Origin of the sequence: Rathayibacter sp. VKM Ac-2926 (assembly GCF_022815565.1) — a bacterium.
Classification (GTDB): domain Bacteria; phylum Actinomycetota; class Actinomycetes; order Actinomycetales; family Microbacteriaceae; genus Rathayibacter; species Rathayibacter festucae.
Map to the genome: position 1 here is coordinate 102,478 of NZ_JALGRS010000011.1, position 19,016 is coordinate 121,493.

Below are 19,016 nucleotides of genomic sequence, written 5' to 3' on the forward strand. Positions count from 1 at the left end.
TTCTCCGAAGGTTAGGTTGGCCGAGCGGTTGCCTCCGGCACCGCTCCCACGACAGAACCTCTCAAGGAGAAACATGCGCGTTCACGCGAAGGCCGGGACGGCCCGTACGCGATCCCTCCGGGCGACCCTGAGCGGGGTCGCCTTCCTGGGCGCCAGCGCTCTCGTCCTCGCCGGTTGCGCCAGCGGCGGCGGCGGAGACGCGGGCACCGACGGCGGCGAGTCCGGCGACCTGTCCCTGAAGATCGGCACGATCCTCCCGCAGACCGGCACCCTGGCCGTCCTCGGCCCGCCCGAGATCGCGGGCGTCGACCTCGCGGTCAAGGACATCAACGACGCCGCTGCCGGCATCACGGTCGATGTCGAGCAGAAGGACTCGGGCGACACCACGACCGACATCGCGACGCAGTCCGCGACCTCGCTCATCGCAGACGGCGCCAGCGTCGTCATCGGAGCGGCTTCGTCGGGCGTCTCGAAGACGTTCATCGACCAGGTGACCCAGGCGGGCGTCGTCCAGATCTCGCCGGCCAACACCTCGCCGGACTTCACGACCTACGACGACGACGGCTACTACTGGCGCACCGCCCCCTCGGACGTGCTCCAGGGCCGCATCCTCGGCAACAAGATCCTCGGCGACGGCAAGACCAACGTCTCGATCCTCTACATGAACGACGCGTACGGCACCGGACTCGAGTCCAACATCAAGGAGACCCTCGAGGCGGGCGGCGCGACCGTCGCGGCCGAGGAGATCTTCGAGCCGGCCTCGACCGACTTCAACTCGGCGATCACCTCGGTGCTCGCGCCGAACCCCGACGCGCTCGTCGTCATCTCGTTCGACGAGATCAAGACGATCGCGGAGCAGCTCGCGGCGAAGGGCTTCGACTTCTCGAAGCTCTACGGCACGGACGGCAACTACGGCGTCATCACCGACGCGGACACGAACGTCGACATCGCCGGCGCGCAGTTCACCAACCCCGGTGTGCAGGCGTCGGAGGAGTTCCAGTCGAACCTCCAGGCTCTCGTGAAGGAGCAGGGGAACGACGCGCTGACGGTGTTCAGCTACGCTCCCGAGTCGTACGACGCCACGGTGCTCGCCGCGCTCGCCGCGCTCAAGGGCGGCGCGACCGACGGTGCGACGATCCGCGACAACCTGCAAGACGTCTCTGACGAGGGCACGAAGTGCACCACGTTCGCGGACTGCGCCACGATGATCGCCGACGGTGAGGACATCGACTACGACGGCCTCTCCGGCCCGATCTCGTGGGACGAGAACGGCGACCCGAGCGAGGCCTCGGTGTCGATCTACAAGTACTCCACCGGCAACGTCACCTCGTTCGAGGAGACCGTCGAGGGCTCGCTGAAGTAGAACACCGCTCGCGGCTCCGGCCGTGACGCGCGAAGGGGCCCGGTCATCCGACCGGGCCCCTTCGTCGTGCCCGAGGTCTCGATACGCCGCTGCGCGGCTACTCGACCAGCATGAAGCGCCGGCTTCCCGTCCCGGTGGACCCGCGCCGATCTCGATCGGCAGGCCATCTCCATGCTGATCGAGTAGCCCTCGGAGAGGGCGTATCGAGATCCATCACCGAACGAACGTCGGTCCCCGCTCCGCCCCTCCCGGTGCCGCACGACGCAGCGAGCGCGCGCCCCCGAGGGGACGCGCGCTCGCTCAGTGCTCGGTGCGGCCTCAGGAGGCGCGGAGGAGCTCCGCCTCCTGGGCCAGGCGGTAGGTCACGAACGAGCGGCTGTAGTTGCGGCGCTTGCCGCCGGTGGTCTCGGCGATGACGACCTGCGCGTAGACGCCGACGACGGACCAGCGCTCGTAGTCGCCGATCGCACCGGTGCCGAAGGTCGCGCCGAGGGCGACGGGTGCGGGGGTGTAGCTCTTCATGGGTCGGCTCCTTCGAAGACGGGGACCGCGGCGCCGGGAGGGGACGCGGAAGGGGAAGGAATCGGTGCCGAGGAGAGCGGGAATCCGGCCCTGATCAGGGGGAGAGGAGTCCGGTCGAGGTGTCGGCGCCGATGTCTCTTGTCCCCAAAATTACGGCACGGCGGCCGCTGCCCTGACCCTCGGGCGGGGGGTGCCAGCGCAGAGAGAGACTCGATGTCCGTGGCGCGCCGGCGCTCACTGCCAGCGGCAGGAGTCCTCGGCGATGAAGCGGTAGAGCGCCCCGCGCACGGCGTCGGACACACCGACGGCGACGACGCCCGAGGTGCCGTCGTCGAGCGTGACGGCGACCGGGAAGAACGTGCCGCGCTTGTCCTCCGAGACGGTGTGCGTGTTGCAGTTGTTCGGCACGATCGCGAGGTCGACGCGGGTCGTGGCGGCGCCGGCGTCCATCCGCACCCCGACGGGCCAGCTGTCCTGTCCCGAGGCGGGACGGAGCAGGATCGTGCGTCCGACCGAGGCGATCGAGACGCCCCCGTCGGCCCCCGTCGGCGTCAGGGTGAGCGGCAGGTGTGCGACGGGCTGTCCGCCCTCCTGAGCCACCGTGACGGCGTCTCCGGGCGCGATCGACACCACCTCCGCCACGCGCTGTGCGAGGCAGTCCTCGGCGTGGATGCGCGGCAGGCTGCCGAGCGGATCGTCCGGCGCGACCACCGCCGTCCCCGAGACCCCGCCCTGCGTGAAGGCGAGCCGCACACGGGCGTCCGCGCCGGGGTCCGCGCAGTCCGGGGGAGCGAGCTGCAGCCGGAGCGCGGTCGTCGTCCCCGGGCGCACCGTGGTCGGGCCGGCGGTGGCGGCCGGGCCGGTGAAGGCGGGGGAGTCGAGCCGCGCCTCCCAGACGTCCAGGGGCTCGTCGGCGGTGTTGGTCACCAGGACCTCGAGCCGGCGGGGACCGTAGTCGTCGCGGTTCTGCTGCACGCCGACGGAGACGCCCGCCGGCAGCTCCGAGACCGGCCCGGGTGCGCAGCCGGAGAGGAGACCTGCCGCGAGCGCGACGACGACCAGAGCGGCGCTGCGGCGCATCCGGTCCTCCTCCTCGACGACGACGGGCCCGCCCCCGCCTCTCGGCGGGTGACGGGCCCGGAGGTGCGGCGGCCTCAGCCGCCGACGGTGGGCGTGCTCGTGGTGACCTCGTTGGTCGTCGCGAGTGTGCCGAGGTAGAGCTCGATCACCTTCGGATCGTTCATCAGCTCGCGGCCGGGACCCTCGTAGGCGTCGCGGCCCTGGTCGAGCACGTAGCCGCGGTCGCAGATCTGCAGCGCGCGGCGGGCGTTCTGCTCGACGATCATGATCGAGACGCCGGCGCGGTTGATCCGCTGGACGTTGACGAAGGTCTCGTCCTGGCGCATCGGCGAGAGACCCGCGCTCGGCTCGTCGAGCAGCAGCATCGACGGGTCCATCATCAGGGCCCGCGACATCGCGACCATCTGGCGCTCGCCGCCCGAGAGCGAGCCGGAGCGCTGCTTGAGGCGCTTGGTCAGCTCCGGGAAGAGCTCCGTCACGAACTCGAGGCGGTCCTTGAACATCTTCGGCTTCTGGTACATGCCCATCTCGAGGTTCTCCTCGATGGTGAGCGACGGGAAGACGTTGTTGTTCTGCGGCACGAAGCCGACGCCCTTGGAGACCAGCTTGTCGGCCTTGAAGCCGGTGATGTCCTCGCCGTTGAGCAGGACCGTGCCCTGGCGGATGTTCACCAGCCCGAACATCGCCTTGAGCAGCGTCGACTTGCCGGCTCCGTTGGGGCCGATGATGCCGACGAGCTCGCCCTTCTTCACGTAGACGTTCGACCCGTTCAGGATGTTGACTCCCGGCACGTACCCCGCGTGGAGGTCGTGCGTCTCGAGCGTGTTCTGGGTCACTTCTCGTCCTTTCCGAAGTCGACGGCGGGCGCGTCGGTGGTCGGCGCGATGCTCGTCGGTGCGCCGTCCGCGGGGGCGGCCGTCGCGGGGGCGTCGTCCGCGGTGGAGGCCGTCGCGGTGGAGGCCGCAGGGGTCGCCGCGGCGGCGTGCTCGCCGCCCGTGTGGTGCACGTCGACGCCGGCCGCCTCGGCCCGCTTCTCGACGTCCTCGCGGACGAGGTCCGAGTCCATCTCCTCCGCCACCTCGAGCTGGCCCTCGATCGTGCCGAGGTCGGTGTCGTGGTGCGCGCCGAGGTAGGCGTCGATGACCGCGGGGTCGTTCATCACCGTCGAGGGCGGTCCCTCGGCGACGACCTTGCCCTCGGCCATCACGATGACCCAGTCGGCGATCGTGTTGACCATGTGCATGTCGTGCTCGACGAAGAGCACGGTCATGCCCTCGTCCTTGAGGTTCACGATGTGGCCCAGCAGCGACTGCGTCAGCGCCGGGTTCACGCCCGCCATCGGCTCGTCGAGCATGACCAGCTCGGGCTCCGACATCAGGGCGCGGGCCATCTCCAGCAGCTTCTTCTGGCCGCCCGAGAGGCTGGACGCGTAGTCGTCCTTCTTGGTGTCGAGCTTGAACTTCTCCAGCAGCCGGATGGCCCGGGTCTCGATCGTCTCCTCCTCCTTCGACCACAGCGGCCGGATGAGCGAGGTGAGGATGTTCTCGCCCTTCTGCCCCTTGGCGCCGAGGAGCATGTTCTCGAGCACCGTCATGCCGCCGAGGGCCTTGGTGAGCTGGAACGTGCGGACCATGCCCATCCGGGACACCTTGTAGGCGGGGACGTTCGCGAGGTTCTTGCCCTTGAAGTTCCAGCGCCCGGTGTTGGGCTTGTCGAAGCCCGTCAGCAGGTTGAAGAACGTGGTCTTGCCGGCGCCGTTCGGGCCGATCAGGGCGGTGATCGAGCCGCGCGGGATCTCGACGTGGGCGACGTCGACCGCGGTCAGGCCGCCGAAGCGTCGGCTGACGCCGTCGGCGACGAGGATGGGGTCCTTCTTGACGACCCCGGGGACGATTTCCTGCTCGGTGATGTCCGAGACCGGCGTTTTAGGCAAAGTGCAGATCCTTCTTCTTGCCGAAGATGCCCTGGGGTCTGAAGATCACCAGGAGCATGAGGGCCACACCCACCACGATGAACCGGATCGGTCCGGTCTGCACGGTGGTGAGCTTGATGAGGTCGTTGTTGAGGACCCCGGTGTCGATCCCGAGCGTGAGCAGTCCGTCGGTCAGACCGAGGACGACCCAGAAGACGATCGAGCCGACGACCGGCCCGAAGACCGTCGCGGCACCGCCCAGCAGCATGATCGTGTAGAGGAAGAACGTCAGCTGGGTGCCGTAGTTGTCGGGCTGCAGCGAGCGCGGCAGGATGAACAGCGCTCCGGCCAGGCCGCCCAGCACGCCGCCGAGGATCAGCGCCTGGATCTTGTAGGAGAAGACGTTCTTGCCGAGCGAGCGCACGGCGTCCTCGTCCTCGCGGATGCCCTTGATGACGCGGCCCCAGGGGCTGCGCATCAGGAGGAAGACCAGCAGGCAGGCCAGGAGCACGAGGCCCCAGCCGACGATGCGCACCCACCACTGGTCCTGGTTGTAGGTGAGGATCCCGATCCCGAAGCGCCCCTCCGGCAGCGGGTTGAGGTCGTTGAACGCCTTCGCCGCGCCGTTGATGCCCTCCGAGCCGCCGGTCACCGCCGAGAACTCGGGTGTCTTGACCGAGAGCCGGACGATCTCGGCCGCCGCGATCGTGACGATCGAGAGGTAGTCCGCCCGCAGTCTCAGCGTCGGGATGCCGAGGATGAGGGCGAAGAGGGTCGCCGCGACGATCGTCGCGAGCAGGGAGCCCCAGACGGGCCATTCGAACTTGACCGAGGTGATGGCGAAGGCGTAGCCGCCCACCGCCATGAAGCCGGCCTGGCCGAAGTTGAGGAGGCCGGTGAATCCGAAGTGGATGACCAGGCCGATGGTCGCGAGCGCGTAGGCGGCGACGGTGGGATCGACGATCTGCCCGATCGCCAGCCAGATGAAGTTGAGGTTCATGGTGTCAGCCGATCCGTTCCTTGCGACCGAGGATGCCCTGCGGTCTGACCAGCAGGATGATGATCATGAGGACGAGCGGAGCCACGTACTTGAGGTTCTCCGGGATCCAGATCGTCGAGATGTTCATCATCAGGCCGATGATGAGCGAGCCGACCAGCGCTCCGTAGGCGGAGCCGAGTCCGCCGAGCGTGATCGCCGCGAAGATCAGCAGCAGGATCGACGCTCCGGTGTCCCAGCGCAGCGACTGGTAGTAGCCGATGTAGACGCCGGCCAGCGCGGCGAGGGCTCCGGAGAGCACCCAGACCACGCGGATGACGCGCTCGACGTTGATGCCGGAGGCGGAGGCGAGGGCCCGGTTGTCGGACACCGCGCGCATCGCCTTGCCGATCTTGGTCTTCGTGAGCAGCAGGGCGACACCGACGATGCAGACGATGCCGACGGCCGCGCCGACGAGGTCGGTGAACTTGAGGCTGATGCCGAGCGCCGGGACCGTGAAGAACGGCGCCGTGCTGTTCGGCAGCGAGAGGCGGTCCGCGCCGAAGAAGAAGACGAAGGTGTAGCGCAGCGCGAGCGACAGGCCGATGGTCACGATCATCAGCGGGATGAGCTGGATGTTCCTCTTGCGCAGCGGCTTCCAGAGCAGTCCGTCCTGCGCGAAGCCGAACGCCCCGCCGAGGATCACCGCGATCGGGATCGCCAGCAGCGCCGGCAGCCCGAAGACGCCGGAGAAGAGGTACGCCATCAGCGCACCGAAGGTGACCAGCTCGCCGTGGGCGAAGTTGTTCAGCCCGGTGACGCCGTAGATCAGCGAGGCGCCGATCGCCGCGAGGGCGATCAGGAGTCCGAAGATCAGGCCGGTGACGACCTTGGGCCAGAAGATGATCCAGAAGGTGTCTGCCGAGACCGGCTGGTTCACCGCGTTCGAGGTCCCGTCGGGGTTCGTCGCGTCGTTGCCCGTGGTGCCCTCGGTGGCGGGGCTCGTGGGGGCGGCGGAGTCGGTCGGGACCGGAGCGCTCGCGCCCGTGCCGATCGGGTTGGCCGTCGAGACGATGAAGTTCACGATCTGGTTCTGCGAGGAGACGATCGTCACCTGCTTCGGGTTCTGACCCGCTGCCGGATAGCCCTTGTCGGCGGGGAGCGTCTCCTCGTCGACCGTCACGCTGAAGGTGCCGGCCTCCTCGAGCGGGAAGACGGCGCGGCCGTCGTCGCCCGTGGTGAGGGTCGCGGTGGCGTCGCCGCCGAGCTCGACGGTCACCCCCACCAGGTTCTCGTTCGTGCCCTGCACGCGGACCCAGGCGATGATCGACTGGTCGGCCGTGGTCTCGGCGGTCGCAGCGGGTGCTGCAGCGGCGACGCCGGTCAGGGTCGCGGCGAGCAGGCCGAGTGCGACCAGGCCGTCGCGGAGCGTGCGGAGTGTGGGGAGCCGCCTAGGCACGGGGAGCCTCCCGGTCCGTCGGATGCAGGGTCGTCGCGCGCTTGTGGCGCGTCGAACGGCTGGCTGTGAGCAAGACGTCTACCTCTCGTCAGGGTGCACAGACGGATGGGGTCCTCGGGCGCGCCCGGATCGCCGTCGTCAAACAACGTTGGTTGACCATACGTTCCGCATGTGTCGGCGGTGTTTCCCCACCTGCACTACTGCGTGACGACATTATGCGGGGCGGAGAGCGCTCCCGTGTCCCCCGCACGGGTCGCGAGCGCGCCCGGAGCACATCCGAGGGACGTCCGGGCAGGAATACCGGGCGCGTCGCCGCGCTTAAGATTGAGCATCCGGGACACCCGTGACCGGATGCGCGACCTCCACCACCGGGCCACCCGCACGACCTGCTAAGGGGCATTGATGGACCAGCCGGATCCCTTCGGATTCCTCGGACTCACCTACGACGACGTCATGCTCCTCCCCGGGCACACCGACGTCATCCCGAGCGAGGCCGACACGGCCTCCCGGCTCACCAAGCGCATCACGGTCGCGACCCCGCTGCTCTCCGCGGCGATGGACACCGTCACCGAGTCGCGGATGGCGATCGCCATGGCCCGTCAGGGCGGCCTCGGCATCCTGCACCGCAACCTCTCGATCGCCGATCAGGCCGATCAGGTCGACCGCGTCAAGCGCAGCGAGTCGGGCATGGTGTCGAACCCCGTCACCACCACTCCCGACGCGACCGTCGCGCAGGTCGACGACCTCTGCGGCCAGTACCGGATCAGCGGCCTCCCCGTCGTCGACGCGAGCGGCGTCCTCGTCGGCATCATCACCAACCGCGACATGCGCTTCGTCTCGCCGTTCGAGAAGGCGTCCACCCTCGTCCGCGACGTGATGACGAGCGCCGGCCTGATCACCGGCCGCGTCGGCATCCCCGACAGCGAGGTGATCGCGCTCTTCGCGCAGCACAAGATCGAGAAGCTGCCCCTCGTCGACGCGCAGGGCAAGCTCGCCGGGCTCATCACCGTGAAGGACTTCGACAAGTCCGAGCAGTACCCGAACGCGACCAAGGACGAGGAGGGTCGCCTGCGCGTCGGCGCCGCCATCGGCTTCTTCGGCGACGCCTGGCAGCGCGCCACCGCGCTCCTCGACGCCGGGGTCGACGTCCTCGTCGTCGACACCGCGAACGGGGACTCCGCCGGGGTCCTCGAGATCATCCGCCGCCTCAAGGCCGACTCGGCCTTCGCCGGCGTCGACGTCATCGGCGGCAACGTGGCCACCCGCTCCGGCGCCCAGGCGCTCGTCGACGCGGGCGCCGACGCCATCAAGGTCGGAGTCGGCCCCGGCTCCATCTGCACCACCCGCGTCGTCGCCGGCGTCGGCGTGCCGCAGGTGACCGCCGTCTACGAGGCGTCGCTCGCCGCCCGCGAGTCGGGCGTTCCCGTGATCGCCGACGGCGGACTGCAGTACTCCGGCGACATCGCGAAGGCGCTCGTCGCCGGCGCCGACACCGTCATGCTCGGCTCGCTCCTCGCGGGCTGCGAGGAGAGCCCCGGCGACCTCGTCTTCCAGAACGGCAAGCAGTTCAAGACCTACCGCGGCATGGGGTCGCTCGGCGCGCTGCAGACCCGCGGCGAGCGGACCTCCTACTCGAAGGACCGCTACTTCCAGTCCGACGTCCCCACCGACGACAAGCTGATCGCGGAGGGCATCGAGGGCCAGGTGCCGTACCGCGGGCCGCTCGCGAATGTGGCGTACCAGCTGGCGGGCGGGCTGCGGCAGTCGATGTTCTACGTGGGGGCGCGGACGATCTCGGAGCTGAAGCAGCGCGGGAAGTTCGTGCGGATCACGGCGGCGGGGCTCAAGGAGTCGCACCCGCATGATGTGCAGATGGTGGTGGAGGCGCCGAACTACCGGCGCTGATTCTGCTGCGTCTCTGGGTGGGGGTCGGCGCCGGGTCGTGAGGGCGGCCCCTCTGCCCGATGGGCCTTCGGCCCATACGCCCACCACGCCGGAGGGGCCGCCCTCACGACCCGACGCCTCCCACTCGGGGCACGCGGACGTGTGTGAGACCGAGGGACGCAGCGCGAGCGGCGCTGGCGCGCCGCCGCGACTGCGCCTGCTGGCGGCAGCGCGAGCGGGCTGCGCCCGCCGCGACTGCCCCCCCAGACACGCTCGGCAGCAGGGTGGGAGCGCTATCCGGTGATCCGCGTGTCAGCGGATCGGCGTGCGCGGAAGTAGGACGCTCTGCGGGACGCGACCACCTGCCTGAGCCGACTGCGGCCGTGCAACGAGCGGAGCGAGGCGCACGGCACGGGAAGCACCGCCCGGCGATCCGCGTGCTAGCGGATCGGCGTGCGCGGACGCGAGACGCTCTATGGGACGTGACCGCCTGCTCGAGCCGACTGCGGGCGACAGACGAGCGGAGTGCTGAGCGGAGCGAGGCGCGGAGCGAGGATGGAGCCACAGGTAAACTGCCGCTCATGGAGATCGAGATCGGGCGCGCCAAGCGCGCCCGCCGCGCGTACGCCTTCGACGACATCGCGGTGGTCCCGAGCCGCCGGACCCGCGATCCGGAGGTGGTCTCGGTGAAGTGGGCGATCGACGCGTACCAGTTCAGCACTCCGATCCTCGCGGCGCCGATGGACTCGGTGGTCTCGCCGGCGACGGCGATCACGCTGGGCCGGCTGGGGGCGCTGGGCGTCCTCGACCTCGAGGGGCTGTGGACGCGCTACGAGGACCCGGAGCCGCTGCTGGCGGAGATCCGGGAGCTGCCGGCGGAGCGGGCGACGCAGCGCATGCAGGAGATCTACTCGGAGCCGGTGAAGCCGGAGCTGGTGACGGCGCGGCTCGCGGAGATCCGCGCGGCCGGCGTGACGGTCGCGGGTGCGCTGTCGCCGCAGCGCACCGCCGAGCTGTACCAGACGGTGGTCGACGCGGGGGTCGACGTGTTCGTCATCCGCGGCACGACCGTGTCGGCCGAGCACGTCTCGCGGGACACCGAGCCGCTCAACCTCAAGAAGTTCATCTACGAGCTCGACGTGCCGGTCATCGTCGGCGGGGCCTCGACCTACACGGCCGCCCTGCACCTGATGCGCACGGGCGCCGCGGGCGTCCTCGTCGGCTTCGGCGGCGGCGCCGCCTCGACGACCCGCGCGACGCTGGGCATCCAGGCGCCGATGGCCACCGCGGTCGCCGACGTCGCCGGCGCTCGCCGCGACTACCTCGACGAGTCCGGCGGACGCTACGTGCACGTCATCGCGGACGGCGGCCTCGGCACCTCCGGCGACATCGTCAAGGCCGTCGCGGTCGGCGCCGACGCCGTGATGCTCGGCTCCGCGCTCGCCCGCGCCACCGACGCGCCCGGCGGCGGCTGGCACTGGGGTGCCGAGGCGCACCACCAGCAGCTCCCGCGCGGTCGCCGCGTCCAGGTCGGCACCGTCGGCACGCTCGAGCAGGTCCTCTACGGCCCCGCGACCGACGCGAACGGCACCGCCAACCTGATCGGCGCCCTGCGGCGCTCGATGGCGACCACCGGCTACTCCGATCTCAAGGAGTTCCAGCGCGTCGAGGTCGTCGTCGCCCCGTACCAGCCCAGCTAGCCTGGCGGCCGGCCGAGGCGTCCCCGAACGGTCGAGACGTCCCGCAGCAGCGGGACGCTTCGACCGTTCGAGGCCGTCTCGGTGGGGCGCACTCCCGCGCGCGCAAGGGCGGCGAGCATCGGGCGCGCGGCGTAGGCGTCCTGCCAGCGCCAGCGGACGACGCCGCTGACGAGAGCGCGGAGGCGGTCCTCCCGGCGCTTCTCGTCGAGCAGCGCCCGCTCGGGGCTGCGCCCGCGGAGGAACCGCGGATCCGTGTACTTGTGCGCCCCATCGGCCTCGCCGATGACGCCGGCGTCCTCGAAGAAGAAGTCGACCGGGCCGATCAGGCCCTCGTCGTCGTGGAACGGCCGCTGGAGCACAGGACGGGGGAGCCCCGCCTGGTGCATCGCGACCCGGCTGATCGACTCCAAGGGCGAGTCGGCGCGCTCGTCGGCGAAGTCGATCGCCCGCGCCGCCGCCGCACGGCCGCGGGCCCCGCCGGGAAGGACGGCGAGGCGCTCCCTCAGCTCCTCCAGCTCGAGAAGGTGCTCGCCGTGGCTGCCGCGCATCCGCAGGGCGTGGTCCGCCGCGGTGACGGCGCGCCGGAAGGAGGAGAAGCGGCAGAGGTCGAGCACGGTCTGCGCGAGATCGGAGATCGTCAGCCCGTCGACGACCACTGTTGAAGAGGACGCCGCGCCTCGGTGCTCCGCGACGCCGTTGCGCGATCTGCTGCCGACCACCGGCGACGCGGCGACGTGCACGGTCTCGTCGAGCGGCTCGACCAGGGGGAGGCCCCAGGCCGCGGCGGCGGACTCACGGACGAAGACGGGCCGGTCCCACGTCGCGGCGACCGCGTCGATGCGGGCGCGGTGGCGCGCGTCGACCGAGGCGCTCGCCCATTCCGCCGCGCGCACGTGGACCCCGCGACGGAGGCGGACGAACTCCGCCGACCTCCCGCAGGCCCCTCCCCGGAACAGCTCCACCCGTGTCATCCCGGAACCCTTTCACTCCGGGCGCCCTCATCGGCCGACCTCTCCCCAGCTCTGTGGACGGCGCGCGACGCCCTGTGGAGAGCGAGGCGTCCCACTCTGTGGTCGAGACGTCCTAATGCGGGTGGACGTCTCGACCGTTCGGGGACGCCTCGGCGGCGGCGACCGGTGGCCGGTGACCGGGTCCTCCGTGGGCGAACGGGGGCCGGGGGTGGGCGGTGGCCGCCTAAACTGGGAGGAATCCCGAGGTCGGAGCGCTGTCAGGCGCGGATGGAGCACGCATGGTCGAGGTCCGCAGGGTCAAGCTGCCCGGTGTCGGTGTCCTGCACACCTTCCTCACCGCCGACGGCGGCAAGGTCGGCGTCATCGCGCACCGCTCGGGTCACAGCGATTTGATCACCTTCGCCGAGGGCGACCAGGACGGCGCGAAGGTCTCGCTCCGCCTCAGCGACGACGAGGCGCACACCCTCGCCGAGCTGCTCGGCGGCACCCAGATCACCGAGTCGCTCACCGCGCTCGACCAGATCCCCGGGCTCTCCATCGACTGGTTCACCGTCGACTACGACGACCACATCGCGGGCCAGCAGCTGGGCAAGCCCGCCGACCGCGGCATCGTCGGCCTCACCGTCGTCGCCGTCGTGCGCGGTGACGCCGCGAACCCCGCTCCCGCCCCCGACTTCCGGGTGTTCCCGGGCGACACGCTCGTCGTCGCCGGCAGCCCCGAGAAGGTCGCCAAGGCCTTCGCCTTCTTCCGCTCCGGCGTCTTCGCCAAGGCTCCCGAGACGCCGCCCGGAGCCTGAGGATGCACCACGGCGAAGACCTCATCGTCCTCGGTGTCCTGTTCGTCGTTGCCTACGTCCTCGGGCGGCTGGGGCGCACGATCGGCCTTCCGGCCATCCCGATCTACATGGTCGTCGGCCTGCTCGCGAGCCCGAACTTCCACCTGTTCCCGCTCGACTTCGAGTCGTCCTACATCGAGCTGACGGCGGTCTTCGGGCTGATCCTGCTGCTGTTCAACCTCGGCCTCGAGTTCGATCAGGACGAGTTCTACGGCAACGCGGCGCGGCTGATCCTCTCCGGCGGCTCCTACATCGCCGTCAACATGGCGGCCGGCCTGGCCTTCGGATTCGTGCTGGGCTGGGGCAGCCGCGAGGCGCTGATCATCGCGGGCATCACGGCGACGAGCTCGAGCGCGATCGTGACGAAGCTGCTGATCGAGCTCAAGCGCCTCGCCAATCCGGAGACGCCGATGATCCTCGGCGTCACCGTCGTGGAGGACATCTTCATCGCGGTCTACCTGGCGATCGTGTCGGTCGTGCTCTCGGGCGAGACGGAGCCGTGGCCGGTCGTGCTCAAGCTGGTCATCGCGTTCGCGTTCCTCGTGGTGATGTTCGCGATCGCGCGCTGGGGCGGCCGGGTCGTCTCGCGGTTCTTCCGCACCCGCGACGACGAGCTGTTCACGATCCTGTTCTTCGGTCTCGCGATCCTCTTCGGCGGGATCGGCGAGGTGCTCGGCGTGACCGACGCGATCGGCGCGTTCCTGATCGGCCTGGTGATCGGCGCCACCCGGTTCCGCGCGCGGGTCGAGCGGATCGCGATCCCGCTGCGCGACGTGTTCGGCGCCTTCTTCTTCGTGAACTTCGGCCTCGGCCTCGACCCCGGGGCGTTCCCCGACGTGGTGCTGCCGGTGATCGCCGCCGCAGTGATGACGATCGTGCTCAACCTCGGCGCCGGCCAGTTCGTCGCGTGGCTGAACAAGCTCGGGCCCCGGGCCGGGCTCAACGCGGCCTTCATCCTGCACAACCGGGGCGAGTTCGCGCTGATCCTCGCGACGCTCTCGCTCTCGGCGGGGCTCGACGAGCGGATCCAGCCGTTCGCGGGACTCTACGTGCTGATCATGGCGATCGTCGGCCCGATCCTCGCGTCGCGCTCGGAGAGCATCGGGCAGTTCCTCTCGCGGCGGCGGCACCGGCCGAAGCCGGCCACCCGCAGTGCGATGGCGGAGGAGGACTTCGCCCTCGTCGAGGCGGCGATGGCGGACGGGGCGGCGGACGAGCGTCCAGCGGCCGACCCCGCCGAGGCGCCGGTCGCCGAGCCTGCTCCCCGCCCGCGCCGGCCCGTCGAGCCGGACGAGCTGGACGACGAGTTCCCGGACCCGATGCGACAGGCCCTCATCGACCAGGCCATGCAGCAGTCCGACGGCATCGACTCCGACCGGCCGCGGCGCCCGCGCGAGCCCGACTACTGAGCCGCCCGGTCCGATCATCGGGCGGACCTCCATACTGGTCGAGCAGCCCGCGGAGCGGGCGCATCGAGACCCACCTGAATCAGAAGGACGGGTCTGCAGGCCCGCCGTGCTGATGACGTCGGGTCTCGATACGCCCCTGCGGGGCTGCTCGACCAGCATGGAATGCGTCCCTGCGGGGCTGCTCGACCAGCATGGAGCAGGGCGCCGCCGTTTCGGCGGTGCTCGACCCGCACGACGTCGGCCAGGCAGCGATCCGAGGGTCCTCCCACCCTGGTTGGCTAGGCTTCACCGGTCCGCCGCCGCCGAGCGGATCCGCCCCGAACGAGGAACGCATGACGCAGAGCGCCCCGCCGCAGAGCACGGTCTGGCAGGTCGCCCGGCGACCGCGCTGGCTCGCGGCCCTGGCCCTGGCCCTGGTCATCGCGGGGCTCTTCGCGGCCCTCGGCCAGTGGCAGGTGGGACGCGCGGTCGAGGCCGCCGCGCCCGACTCCGGCGTCTCCGAGACGGTGCTGCCGCTCGACGAGGTCGCCGCCCCGTCGCGCCCGATCACCGCGACCGCCGACGGCCAGCGCGTGGCGGGCAGCTCCGAGTTCGTCCCGGGCGGCGCCGAGATCCTCGGCGGGCGCCTGAACGGCGAGCAGCCGGGCTGGTGGGTCATCGCGCGCACCCGCACCGCTGACGCCGACCTCGTCGTCGCCTACGGCTGGACCGCGGACGAGGATCAGGCGCGGAGCGTCGCCGAGCGCCTGAACGACGGCGCGGAGGCGGCGCCGACCGGCTTCACCGGCCGCCTCGTCGCGAACGAGGCCGCCGAGGTGCCCGCCGAGGGCACCGATCCGATGACCCTCACCGCGCTCTCGATCCCGGCGCTGATCAACCGCTGGCCGGACCCGCCGCTGGACGTCTACCAGGGCTACGTCGTCCTCGACCAGCCGGTCTCCGGCCTCGAGGCGATCGACTCGCCCGCCCGCGTCACCGACGTCTCGCTGAACTGGCTCAACGTCTTCTACGCGATCGAGTGGGTCGTCTTCGCCGGCTTCGCGCTCTACCTGTGGTTCCGCCTCGTCCGCGACGCCTGGGAGCGCGAGACCGAGGAGGCCCTCGAGGCCGCCGAGCTCGCGCAGAGCCCGGTCACCGCCTCCGCCCCGTAAACTGGACCCCATGCCCCTCGAGCCCAAGCCCGCGCAGTTCCCTGCGATCCGGAGCGCGCTGCGCTTCTACCGGGTGACCTCGATCATCACCGGCGTGATGCTCCTGCTGCTCTGCGCCGAGATGCTGCTGAAGTACGTGTTCCACCTCGAGCTGTTCGTCTTCGGGCAGCAGGGGATCGCGCACTTCGCCCCGATGTACGAGGTGCCGGGCGGCGAGTGGAAGTCGAGCGGGACGGGCGCGAACCTGTCCACCGGCATCCTGATCGCGCACGGCTGGTTCTACGTCGTCTACCTCTTCGCCGACTTCCGCCTGTGGAGCCTGATGCGCTGGCCGTTCTCGCGGTTCGTCCTCATCGCGCTCGGCGGAGTCGTGCCGACCCTGTCCTTCTTCGTCGAGACCCGCATCGCCCGCGAGGTGGAGCAGTACCTCGAGCGGCGCACCGCCGCCCTCGAGCCGACGACCCCGACCGACTCCGTGGAGGCCCCCCATCAGTGAGCAGTCCGGCGCCAGCGCGCCGCAGTCCGCCCCGCAGCCGCACCTCGCCGCCCAGCCCGTGCTCGTCGTCGACTTCGGCGCCCAGTACGCGCAGCTGATCGCGCGGCGCGTCCGCGAGGCGAACGTGTACTCCGAGATCGTCCCGTCCGGCACGACGGCCGCGGAGATCGCCGCCAAATCGCCGGTCGGGATCATCCTGTCCGGCGGTCCCTCGAGCGTGTACGAGGAGGGGGCGCCGCAGCTCGACCCCGCGATCTTCGACCTCGGCATCCCCGTGCTGGGCATCTGCTACGGCTTCCAGGTGATGGCCAAGACGCTCGGCGGCGAGGTCGCGAACACCGGGCTCCGTGAGTACGGCGCGACCGACGCGTCCGTCACGGCCGACGGCGGTGTGCTCCTCGGCGACCAGCCCGTCGACCAGACGGTCTGGATGAGCCACGGCGACCAGGTCTCGAAGGCACCCGCCGGATTCGACGTGCTCGCCTCGACCGGCTCGACCGCCGTCGCCGCGTTCGGCAGCGACGCGCGCCGCCTCTACGGCGTGCAGTGGCACCCCGAGGTCAAGCACTCGGCGCACGGCCAGGCCGTCATCGAGAACTTCCTGCACCGCGCCGCCGGCATCCCCGCGGACTGGAACTCCTCCAACGTCATCGACGACCAGGTCGCGCTGATCCGCGAGCAGGTCGGCACCGGCCGCGTCATCTGCGGTCTGTCCGGCGGCGTCGACTCCGCCGTCGCCGCGGCGATCGTGCACCGCGCCGTCGGCGACCAGCTGGTCTGCGTCTTCGTCGACCACGGCCTGCTGCGCAAGGACGAGCGCCGCCAGGTCGAGGAGGACTACGTCGCCGCGACCGGTGTGCGCCTGGTGACGGTCGACGCGCGCGAGCAGTTCCTCGACGCGCTGGCCGGCGTCAGCGACCCCGAGCAGAAGCGCAAGATCATCGGCCGCGAGTTCATCCGCACCTTCGAGGGCGCCGCCGAGGCGCTCGTGCTCGAGGCGCAGGGCGAGGGCACGTCGATCGACTTCCTCGTGCAGGGCACGCTCTACCCCGACGTCGTCGAGTCGGGCGGCGGTACGGGCACCGCGAACATCAAGTCGCACCACAACGTCGGCGGCCTCCCCGAGGACCTGCAGTTCGCGCTCGTCGAGCCGCTGCGGACCCTCTTCAAGGACGAGGTCCGCGCCATCGGCCGCGAGCTCGGGCTGCCCGAGACGATCGTCGGCCGCCAGCCGTTCCCCGGCCCCGGCCTCGGCATCCGCATCGTCGGCGAGGTCACCCAGGAGCGGCTCGACCTGCTCCAGGAGGCCGACGCGATCGTCCGCGCCGAGCTCACCGCCGCCGGCCTCGACAGCGAGATCTGGCAGTGCCCGGTCGTGCTGCTCGCCGACGTCCGCTCCGTCGGCGTCCAGGGCGACGGTCGCACCTACGGCCACCCGATCGTGCTGCGCCCCGTCTCCTCCGAGGACGCGATGACGGCCGACTGGACGCGACTGCCCTACGACCTGCTCGCCCGCATCTCCAACCGCATCACCAACGAGGTGAGCGGCGTGAACCGCGTCGTGCTCGATGTGACGTCCAAGCCGCCGGGCACCATCGAATGGGAGTAGCCGCGACCGCGGTACGTGAACGGGCCTCCTGCGGGGGCCCGTTCGTCGTCGTGGGCGGGTGGTCCGATGAGCAGGTGATCCCGGCGCGAGAGCGCGCTCACCCGCGTCAGACGTGAACGGGCGGCCGGATCGCCTGCGAATCGGACGGGGGCAGGCGGGACGGGCGGGTCAGACGGGGGTGTCGAGGACGCCGACGAAGCGGGTGCCGATGCCGTCGTACTCGTCGCGGCGGTGTCCCTCGGGGTGGTGCGGCCACGCGTCGGGCGAGTGGTCCTCGCAGACGAGGAAGCTGAAGTCGGGCCACCACTTCTTCGGGCGGGCCGACTCGGAGCGACCGCAGACGGCGCAGTCCAGGGTCACCCAGACCGGGCGCTTCCCGGTGCGGTTCTCGCGCGACTGGGCGAGCCAGGCGGGCGGATCCTGCTCCAGGGCGACGAGCTCCTCCTCGGAGAGGCGCGTGGGCAGCCCGTGCCGCGTCGCCATCTCGACGGGGATGTCGAGGCGCTGAGCGGCTTCGCGTCGCGTGATCATCGGATCACCCTAGCCGAGCGCCGGGCGGGCGGCCCGGGTGCGCGGCCGGAGCGAGGCCCGCGCGACCAGCCACTCCAGCGGCCCCTGGCCGACGAAGCGGCGCCAGAGCAGGGCGCCGAACACCGCGACGACCGTGAAGGACGCGAGCAGCGTCCAGCTCTGCCAGGCGGCGAAGTCGAAGGGCTCGTAGGGGATCAGGTAGACCGCCAGCGCGACGAGCTGCACGGAGTAGACCGTGAGCGGCATGGCCCCCACCGCGGCGAGCGGCGCGATGACCGCACGGACGACGGCGAGGCGCGCGGTGAGCGCGGTGAGCGCTCCGATCGCGACGGCCGCGACACCGCCGGCGCCGACGATCTCGGCGGTGGTGCTCGAGTGCGCCTCGACGCTCTCCGGCCCGCCGAGGGCGAGGCCGACACCGTAGCCGAGGACCGCGGCGACCGCGCCGCCGATCACGAGCCAGCGCTGCGTCGTGGCCGAGCGGATGTCGCAGCGCGCGATCAGCAGCCCGAGCATCACATAGGCGAGCCAGGAGGGCACGGGGTAGTACTGCGTCAGCCAGGTGAGCGGCATCCGCGCGAGCAGGGCGTCCTCGGGGGAGAGCGTCGCGATCCAGTCGTTCCCGGTGGTGACGATGCGGTCGACGAGCAGGGGGCCGCCGATCGCGAAGACGGCGGCGAGGACGGCGAGGACCGCGCGCGGCAGGAACATCAGCAGCGCCGCGACGACGAACATCAGGCCGTAGTGCGGCAGGATCACCGCGATCGGCGTGCCGAGCAGAGTCAGACCGACCCCGATGACGAGGAGGTAGAGGCCGCGCAGGAGGATCGACGCGATGTCCAGGAACGGCCGGGTCGAGCGCGTCGCCCCGCCGGACATCAGGCCGATCGAGACGCCCGCGAGGACGGCGAAGAGGACGGCGCTGCGGCCGTCCCAGATCATCTCGCGCTCGGCGGGGGCGAGGTGCGCCGCGAACATCCCGAGCACGGCGAGACCGCGGGCCACGTCGAGGCCGACGATGCGGGTCGGAGCGGCGGTCATCATTCCTCCATCGTCTCAAAAGCGGCGGGCGGGGCTGCGCGGCCCGGCCGCTCAACGACGGACGGGCGCCCGACCG

The 19,016-nt window shown here is 70.9% G+C and carries 17 protein-coding genes; 8 read left to right on the forward strand and 9 right to left on the reverse strand.

The window, feature by feature from the left end:
- The first annotated feature begins 73 nt into the window (after positions 1–73).
- On the forward strand, positions 74–1,363 hold the full coding sequence (locus tag MT351_RS15375; RefSeq protein ID WP_123735049.1) for an ABC transporter substrate-binding protein: 1,290 nt from the start codon (positions 74–76) through the stop codon (positions 1,361–1,363).
- Between the two features lie 318 nt (positions 1,364–1,681).
- Here MT351_RS15375 and MT351_RS15380 read toward each other — a convergent pair whose 3' ends face one another.
- The 6 genes from MT351_RS15380 to MT351_RS15405 all read right to left on the reverse strand — a co-directional run bounded on the left by MT351_RS15380 (position 1,682) and on the right by MT351_RS15405 (position 7,312).
- Positions 1,682–1,885 carry a hypothetical protein gene (locus MT351_RS15380; RefSeq protein ID WP_123445088.1) on the reverse strand — a complete coding sequence of 68 codons (204 nt, stop codon included), beginning with the start codon at positions 1,883–1,885 and terminating at the stop codon, positions 1,682–1,684.
- A gap of 234 nt (positions 1,886–2,119) precedes the next feature.
- A complete protein-coding gene (locus MT351_RS15385; protein WP_243582578.1) occupies positions 2,120–2,965 on the reverse strand; it encodes a hypothetical protein in 846 nt (281 codons plus the stop codon).
- 74 nt (positions 2,966–3,039) lie between these two features.
- On the reverse strand, positions 3,040–3,801 hold the full coding sequence (locus MT351_RS15390) for an ABC transporter ATP-binding protein (protein ID WP_123445090.1): 762 nt from the start codon (positions 3,799–3,801) through the stop codon (positions 3,040–3,042).
- The gene (locus MT351_RS15395) at positions 3,798–4,907 is read right to left on the reverse strand and encodes an ABC transporter ATP-binding protein (RefSeq protein ID WP_374204782.1); all 1,110 of its coding nucleotides are present in this window, start codon (positions 4,905–4,907) and stop codon (positions 3,798–3,800) included. Before MT351_RS15395 ends, MT351_RS15390 begins: the two co-directional genes overlap by 4 nt.
- Positions 4,891–5,877 (reverse strand): branched-chain amino acid ABC transporter permease, encoded by a 987-nt coding sequence (locus tag MT351_RS15400; protein WP_123735053.1) that lies wholly within the window; start codon positions 5,875–5,877, stop codon positions 4,891–4,893. Before MT351_RS15400 ends, MT351_RS15395 begins: the two co-directional genes overlap by 17 nt.
- A 4-nt stretch (positions 5,878–5,881) precedes the next feature.
- A complete protein-coding gene (locus MT351_RS15405; protein ID WP_243582580.1) occupies positions 5,882–7,312 on the reverse strand; it encodes a branched-chain amino acid ABC transporter permease in 1,431 nt (476 codons plus the stop codon).
- Between the two features lie 402 nt (positions 7,313–7,714).
- Between MT351_RS15405 and guaB the strand changes: the two genes are divergently transcribed.
- Positions 7,715–9,217 (forward strand): IMP dehydrogenase, encoded by a 1,503-nt coding sequence (guaB, locus tag MT351_RS15410; RefSeq protein ID WP_132436020.1) that lies wholly within the window; start codon positions 7,715–7,717, stop codon positions 9,215–9,217.
- Positions 9,218–9,777: 560 nt separating this feature from the next.
- Positions 9,778–10,896, forward strand: coding sequence for a GuaB3 family IMP dehydrogenase-related protein (locus MT351_RS15415; RefSeq protein WP_123733534.1), 1,119 nt, complete (start codon positions 9,778–9,780; stop codon positions 10,894–10,896).
- On the opposite strand, the gene MT351_RS15420 is transcribed toward MT351_RS15415, so the two are convergent.
- The gene (locus MT351_RS15420; protein ID WP_243582581.1) at positions 10,893–11,867 is read right to left on the reverse strand and encodes a hypothetical protein; all 975 of its coding nucleotides are present in this window, start codon (positions 11,865–11,867) and stop codon (positions 10,893–10,895) included. The two genes, MT351_RS15415 and MT351_RS15420, sit on opposite strands and share 4 nt — an antisense overlap.
- Before the next feature lie 278 nt (positions 11,868–12,145).
- Between MT351_RS15420 and MT351_RS15425 the strand changes: the two genes are divergently transcribed.
- From MT351_RS15425 to guaA, 5 genes are all read left to right on the forward strand, one after another.
- A complete protein-coding gene (locus MT351_RS15425; protein WP_123445096.1) occupies positions 12,146–12,664 on the forward strand; it encodes a cation:proton antiporter regulatory subunit in 519 nt (172 codons plus the stop codon).
- A 2-nt stretch (positions 12,665–12,666) separates the two neighbouring features.
- Positions 12,667–14,112, forward strand: a complete 1,446-nt coding sequence (locus tag MT351_RS15430) for a cation:proton antiporter (protein ID WP_123445097.1) — start codon at positions 12,667–12,669, stop codon at positions 14,110–14,112.
- Between the two features lie 332 nt (positions 14,113–14,444).
- Positions 14,445–15,263, forward strand: a complete 819-nt coding sequence (locus MT351_RS15435) for an SURF1 family protein (protein ID WP_133960580.1) — start codon at positions 14,445–14,447, stop codon at positions 15,261–15,263.
- A gap of 10 nt (positions 15,264–15,273) precedes the next feature.
- Positions 15,274–15,759: a DUF3817 domain-containing protein gene (locus MT351_RS15440; protein WP_123445099.1), complete on the forward strand. Its 486-nt coding sequence runs from the start codon at positions 15,274–15,276 to the stop codon at positions 15,757–15,759.
- Between the two features lie 58 nt (positions 15,760–15,817).
- Positions 15,818–17,368 (forward strand): glutamine-hydrolyzing GMP synthase, encoded by a 1,551-nt coding sequence (gene guaA / locus MT351_RS15445; RefSeq protein WP_221181081.1) that lies wholly within the window; start codon positions 15,818–15,820, stop codon positions 17,366–17,368.
- Between the two features lie 168 nt (positions 17,369–17,536).
- Here guaA and MT351_RS15450 read toward each other — a convergent pair whose 3' ends face one another.
- Positions 17,537–17,899 (reverse strand): hypothetical protein, encoded by a 363-nt coding sequence (locus MT351_RS15450; protein WP_243582582.1) that lies wholly within the window; start codon positions 17,897–17,899, stop codon positions 17,537–17,539.
- Positions 17,900–17,908: 9 nt separating this feature from the next.
- A complete protein-coding gene (locus MT351_RS15455) occupies positions 17,909–18,940 on the reverse strand; it encodes a DUF418 domain-containing protein (protein WP_243582583.1) in 1,032 nt (343 codons plus the stop codon).
- Positions 18,941–19,016: the final 76 nt, after the last annotated feature.